The sequence below is a fragment of the Streptomyces sp. NPDC056948 genome (assembly GCF_042674225.1).
Lineage (GTDB): Bacteria > Actinomycetota > Actinomycetes > Streptomycetales > Streptomycetaceae > Streptomyces > Streptomyces purpurascens.
The window spans coordinates 1-5,929 of the sequence record NZ_JBHUQX010000511.1; the positions used below are offsets into that span (position 1 = coordinate 1).

Annotated in this window: 8 protein-coding genes; 7 read left to right on the plus strand and 1 reads right to left on the minus strand. The window is 67.5% G+C overall.

Translation table 11 applies throughout. The features are described from left to right. Positions 1–89: 89 nt before the first annotated feature. Entirely contained in the window at positions 90–980 is an 891-nt protein-coding gene (locus tag ACFTZL_RS39730; protein WP_382593848.1) for a rhomboid family intramembrane serine protease, read from the plus strand. A 255-nt stretch (positions 981–1,235) separates the two neighbouring features. Here the strand turns inward: ACFTZL_RS39730 and crgA are convergent, their stop codons facing one another. Then, positions 1,236–1,490, minus strand: a complete 255-nt coding sequence (crgA, locus tag ACFTZL_RS39735) for a cell division protein CrgA (protein WP_382593851.1) — start codon at positions 1,488–1,490, stop codon at positions 1,236–1,238. A gap of 140 nt (positions 1,491–1,630) precedes the next feature. Here crgA and ACFTZL_RS39740 point away from each other — a divergent pair, with 140 nt between their 5' ends. The 6 genes from ACFTZL_RS39740 to ACFTZL_RS39765 are packed head-to-tail and all read left to right on the plus strand — an operon-like array spanning position 1,631 to position 5,899. Then, positions 1,631–2,413, plus strand: a complete 783-nt coding sequence (locus ACFTZL_RS39740) for a DUF881 domain-containing protein (protein WP_382593854.1) — start codon at positions 1,631–1,633, stop codon at positions 2,411–2,413. Positions 2,414–2,433: 20 nt separating this feature from the next. Continuing rightward, a complete protein-coding gene (locus ACFTZL_RS39745) occupies positions 2,434–3,111 on the plus strand; it encodes a class E sortase (RefSeq protein WP_382593857.1) in 678 nt (225 codons plus the stop codon). A gap of 17 nt (positions 3,112–3,128) precedes the next feature. Then, positions 3,129–3,326 (plus strand): hypothetical protein, encoded by a 198-nt coding sequence (locus tag ACFTZL_RS39750; RefSeq protein WP_189727378.1) that lies wholly within the window; start codon positions 3,129–3,131, stop codon positions 3,324–3,326. Beyond that, positions 3,323–3,961, plus strand: a complete 639-nt coding sequence (locus ACFTZL_RS39755; RefSeq protein ID WP_382593860.1) for an aminodeoxychorismate/anthranilate synthase component II — start codon at positions 3,323–3,325, stop codon at positions 3,959–3,961. Before ACFTZL_RS39750 ends, ACFTZL_RS39755 begins: the two co-directional genes overlap by 4 nt. Then, a complete protein-coding gene (locus ACFTZL_RS39760) occupies positions 3,958–5,133 on the plus strand; it encodes a class E sortase (protein ID WP_382593863.1) in 1,176 nt (391 codons plus the stop codon). Before ACFTZL_RS39755 ends, ACFTZL_RS39760 begins: the two co-directional genes overlap by 4 nt. 13 nt (positions 5,134–5,146) lie before the next feature. Continuing rightward, a complete protein-coding gene (locus ACFTZL_RS39765) occupies positions 5,147–5,899 on the plus strand; it encodes a class E sortase (protein ID WP_382593866.1) in 753 nt (250 codons plus the stop codon). The last annotated feature ends 30 nt before the right edge of the window (positions 5,900–5,929 follow it).

A 5,929-nucleotide genomic window follows, 5' to 3' on the forward strand; every position in this document is an offset into this window, starting at 1 on the left:
GATGAGCGGGGCGGGGCTTTTCCCACCACGGCTTTTGTGACCCACGGCTTCCACCACAGACCCACGGCTTCCACGACATAGGGGATCTCATGGACGACCAGGCTGCGGGCAGCCCGCAGGACGCCCACAGCGTCCCCATGTGCTACCGCCACCCGGACCGCGAGACCGGTATCCGCTGCACCCGCTGCGAGCGCCCGATCTGCCCCGAGTGCATGGTCAACGCCTCCGTCGGATTCCATTGCCCCGAGTGCGTCCGCACCGGCTCCGGCACAGGTCACGCGCCCACGGCCGCCATGCCCCGGACGCTCGCGGGCGGCGCGATCGCCTCCGACCCCCGCCTGCTGACCAAGATCCTCATCGGTATCAACGTGGCGGTGTTCATCGCCGTCCAGGTCCGTGAGTCGATCCTCACCGACATCGTCCTGCTCGGCGCGTGGCCGCCGGCGCCCTTCACGCCCACCCAGGGTGTGGCGGGAGGCGAGTGGTACCGCATGGTGACCTCGATGTTCACACATCAGGAGGTCTGGCACATCGCGTTCAACATGCTCAGCCTGTGGTGGCTCGGCGGCCCGCTCGAAGCGGCCCTCGGCCGTGTCCGCTACCTCGCGCTCTACCTAGTCTCGGGTCTGGCGGGCAGTGCCCTGGCCTATCTGCTGGCCTCCCCGAACACGGCCACACTGGGCGCCTCCGGCGCGATCTTCGGTCTCTTCGGCGCCACGGCCGTGCTGATGCGCCGGCTCAACTACGACATGCGGCCGATCATCGCGCTGTTGGTGATCAACCTGATCTTCACCTTCGCCCCGGGATTCAACATCTCCTGGCAGGCCCACATCGGCGGCCTTGTCGCCGGTGTCGTCGTCGGATACGCCATGGTCCACGCCCCCCGTGCGCGCCGAGCACTGGTCCAGTACGGCACCTGCGCACTGGTCCTCGGTGTGGTAGTCCTGCTGACCCTCCTGAGGACGGCCCAGCTCAGCTGAGCGTGATGTTGTCCACAGCGGGTGGCGAATCTTGTGCACACGGTGCGGGAACACATGTGCCCCCTGTCACCGACCTGCGTTTCCGCAGGTCAGGCAGGGGGCGAACAGGTTTTCGAGCTCCGGTACTTCCGTCGTACCGGCGTCAACACTCAACGAGTTATCCACAGATCGTCTTTCTTTTCCACCTGTGGATAACCGCTGTGGATAACTCAGCGAACAGCCCTGGGCAGAGCTGCGTTCACCGTCCGGTGACCGCTACTTCCACTGGGTGGAGACACCGAATCCGGCGGCGATGAAGCCGAAGCCCACCACGATGTTCCAGTTGCCCAGCGTGTCGATGGGCAGCGAACCGTCGGTGACGTAGAAGACGACGATCCAGGCCAGGCCGACGAGGAACATGGCCAGCATCACGGGAGCGACCCAGGAACGGTTGGTCAGCTTGATGGCCGTTGCCTGCTTCGCCGGCGGCGGCGTGTAGTCGGCCTTCTTGCGGATACGTGACTTCGGCACGAGGGTCTCTCCTGTCGATGCGCTGCGTGGCCGCGCAGGGATCTGGGTCTGGCTCGGGGGCAGCGTAAGGGGACTCTGAGTGCTCCCCCGGTCGTCCGTTAGCGTAGTGCTTCCGTGGCGCCGAAGGAGATAAGGGTACGTTGAGCAATTCTGCCGACTCCCCCGGGACGGGATCCACCCCTGAGCGCGCGCGCCGCTTCCGGCCCGTGCGAATCCTCACGGCGGTCGTCTTCGCTCTCGCCGGGCTCATCTTCTTCACCAGCTTCAACACCGCCAAGGGCACCAACATCCGCACGGACAGCTCCCTGCTGAAGCTGTCCGACCTCATCCATGAGCGCAGCCGTGAGAACGGCGAGCTGGACGAGACCAACGGAACCCTGCGCACCGACATAGAGGCGCTCGCCGAGCGGGACGACGGCAGCACCAAGGCGGAGGACGACAAGCTCGCCGCCCTGGAGCAGCGCGCGGGCACCCAGAAGCTCAAGGGCGAGTCGTTGTCGGTCACCCTCAACGACGCCCCGCCGGACGCCACCGCCAAGCTCCCCGGCTATCCCGAGCCGCAGCCCGACTTCCTGGTCATCCACCAGCAGGACCTCCAGGCCGTGGTGAACGCGCTGTGGCAGGGCGGGGCCAAGGGCATCAAGGTCATGGACCAGCGGCTGATCTCCACCAGCGCGGTGCGCTGTGTGGGCAACACCCTGATCCTCCAGGGCCGCGTCTACTCACCGCCGTACAAGATCACGGCGGTCGGTGACCCGGGCAAGCTGCAGAGGGCGCTCGCGGCGTCCCCGGCGATCCAGAACTACATGGTCTACGTCAACGTGTACGGGCTCGGCTGGAAAGTCGAGGAGAACGGGCCGGTGACTCTTCCCGGCTACTCGGGCACAGTGGATCTGCACTACGCGAAGCCCGTGGAGCAGTAGCCAGGCCGGGGGAGCTGCCGGTGCGCGTGATCGTCAGGACCGTCAGCGAACTGTGCATCACCGTCGGCAGCGTGATCGTGCTGTTCGTCGTCTATGTGCTGTTCTGGACCGGTGTAAAGGCCGACCACGTCATGGACGACCAGATCGATCTGCTCCGGAAGGAGTGGTCGAAGCCCCGTCCGCCGGCCGACGGCTCCCTCGCGAGCCCGCCGGGGCCCGCGCCCTACGCCAAGGGCAAGCCCTTCGCGATCATGTACATCCCGCGTCTTGGTTTCACGTGGAACAAGCCGGTGCTCGAGGGCACCGCCACCGGCACCCTGAAGAAGGGCCTCGGGCACTACGCGGACACCGCCCAGCTCGGGCAGAAGGGGAACTTCGCGGTCGCCGGCCACCGCCGCACCTACGGCGATCCCTTCAAGGACTTTCCCAAGCTGCGGCGCGGCGATGCGGTGGTGCTGAGCGACGGCACGACATGGTTCACGTATCGGATCGACAAAGGCCCGTACAAAACAGTGCCCTCGGACATCGAGGTGATCGACCCTGTTCCACGTACTTCCGGGTACACGCGTCCGGGCCGGTATCTGACGCTGACCACGTGCGAACCGGAATGGGGTCACAGTCATCGTCTGATCGTCTGGGCGCACCTGGACTCCACCCAGCCTGTGGAGGCCGGGAAACCCGAGGCGTTGCGCCGTTAGTCTGGTGGCTGTACGGCGTGGGTCTGGTGCCGTGGTACGACGGAAGGGACGGCATGTACGGCTGGGTCTGGCGGCATCTGCCGGGGAACACGTGGGTGAAGGCACTGATCTCACTCGCCCTGGTCGTGGCCGTGGTCTACGTCCTCTTCCAGTTCGTCTTCCCGTGGGCGGAACCGCTGCTGCCCTTCAACGATGTGACGGTGGACAACCAGTGAGCGCGCGCATTCTCGTAGTCGACAACTACGACAGCTTCGTCTTCAACCTGGTCCAGTACCTGTACCAGCTGGGCGCCGAGTGCGAGGTCCTGCGCAACGACGAGGTGTCGACGGCGCACGCCCAGGACGGCTTCGACGGCGTCCTGCTCTCCCCGGGCCCCGGCACTCCGGAGCAGGCGGGCGTCTGCGTGGACATGGTCCGGCACTGCGCCGCCACGGGTGTCCCGGTCTTCGGCGTCTGCCTGGGCATGCAGTCGATGCAGGTGGCGTACGGCGGTGTCGTGGACCGCGCGCCCGAGCTGCTGCACGGCAAGACCTCGCCGGTGGAGCATGCGGGCAAGGGCGTCTTCGCGGGTCTGCCCTCGCCCTTCACGGCGACGCGTTACCACTCGCTGGCCGCCGAGCCCACCACGGTCCCGGCCGAGCTGGAGGTCACGGCCCGGACCCACGACGGCATAGTCATGGGCCTGAGGCACCGCGAACTGCCGGTCGAGGGTGTGCAGTTCCACCCCGAGTCGGTGCTGACCGAGCACGGGCACCTGATGCTGGCCAACTGGCTGGTGGAGTGCGGCGACCAGGGCGCGGTGGCGAGGTCGGCCGGGCTCGCCCCGGTGGTGGGCAGGGCCACGGCGTGACGGCGCTGCGCCCCGAGCGCGAGTCCGACACCTCGTACGGGCAGCAGTCGTACGGGGCGCGGGGTGCGTTCGAGGACTGGTCGGGCTCGGGGGCGTACGGCGCTTCCCCACAGCCGGGACCGCAGCCGCAGCCGCAAGCGCAACCCAACCCGCAGCCACAGCCGTACATGTCGGAGCCGGATCCGTACACGGCGTCGTACGAGCCTCTCCCCGAGGAGCCGTACCTGCCTCCCGCCGACGAGGAGACGGTGGCGCTGCGGATACCGGATCCGCCGCCCGCGGCCGGTGACTCCACAGCGGGCTCTCCGGGCTCTTCCGCCTCCCGTCAGGCCGGACCGGCCCACGGTGGCCGGGCGGCCCGCAGAAAGGCCGCCAAACGCCGTCACGGGCGCCATGGCGGCGCTTCGGACACCCGCCCGTCTCAGGAGGGCCCGGCCCAGGAGGGGCGGCGGGCGCCGCTGTCACGGGTCGAGGCGCGGCGGCAGGCGAAGGCGCGTAAGCCCGGTGCGGCGGTCGTCGCCAGCCGGGCGATCGGTGAGGTGTTCATCACGACCGGCGTGCTGATGCTGCTGTTCGTCACCTACCAGCTCTGGTGGACGAACGTGCGGGCGCACGCCCAGGCCGGCAAGGAGGCCAGCAGCCTCCAGGACGACTGGGCGAACGGCAAGCGCAACCCGGGGGCCTTCGAGCCGGGGCAGGGCTTCGCCATCCTGCACATCCCGAAGCTGGACGTGGTCGTGCCGATCGCCGAGGGCACCAGCAACAAGGGCGTCCTGGACCGGGGCATGGTCGGGCACTACGCGGACGGCGCGCTGAAGACCGCGATGCCGGGTGACAAGAGCGGCAACTTCGGGCTCGCGGGCCACCGCAACACCCATGGAGAACCGTTCCGGTACATCAACAAGCTCACGCCGGGTGATCCGATCGTCGTGGAGACGCAGGACGAGTACTTCGTCTACAAGATGGCGTCGATCCTGCCGGTGACCCCGCCGAGCAACACGAGCGTCCTGAAGCCCGTCCCCACCGGGTCGGGCTTCACCGAGCCCGGCCGTTACATCACGCTGACCACGTGCACGCCGGAGTTCACCAGCAAGTACCGGATGATCGTCTGGGGCAAGATGGTCGAGGAACGGCCGCGCAGCAAGGGCAAGCCGGATGCGCTCGTCAGTTAAGGGCAGATGACCAGTGGCAGCGACCACCGACACGGACCACGAAGAGCACATCGGCGCGCCCGCGTCACGGAGGGCAGCGGCACGCCGCCGGCCCGGCCCGATCGCCATAGCGGTCAGTGTCTTCGGGGAACTCCTCATCACCGCGGGCCTGGTCCTCGGCCTGTTCGTCGTCTACTCGCTGTGGTGGACGAACGTCGTCGCCGACCGTGCGGCCGGCCAGCAGGCCGACAAGGTTCGTGACGACTGGGCCCACGGCCGGGGCGGCCCCGGCGTGCTGGACACCAAGAACGGCATCGGCTTCCTGCACGTGCCCGCGATGAAGAACGGCGAGGTCCTGGTCGAGAAGGGCACGTCGAACAAGATCCTCAACGACGGTGTCGCCGGCTACTACACCGATCCCGTCAAGTCGGCCCTGCCGACGTCGGGCAAGAACGGCAACTTCTCCCTCGCCGCCCATCGCGACGGCCACGGCGCCCGGTTCCACAACATCGACAAGATCAAGAAGGGCGACCCGGTCGTCTTCGAGACGAAGGACAAGTGGTACGTCTACAAGGTGTACGACATTCTTCCCGAGACCTCGAAGTACAACGTCAAGGTCCTCTCGAAGGTCCCCGAGGAATCCGGCAAGAAGAAGCCGGGCCACTACATCACCCTGACGACCTGCACGCCGGTGTACACGAGCACGTACCGCTACGTCGTGTGGGGCGAGCTGGAGCGGGTCGAGAAGGTGGACAGTGAGCGGACCCCGCCGGAGGAACTGCGTTAGCGGCGCGGCATGACAGGAGACTGCCGAAGG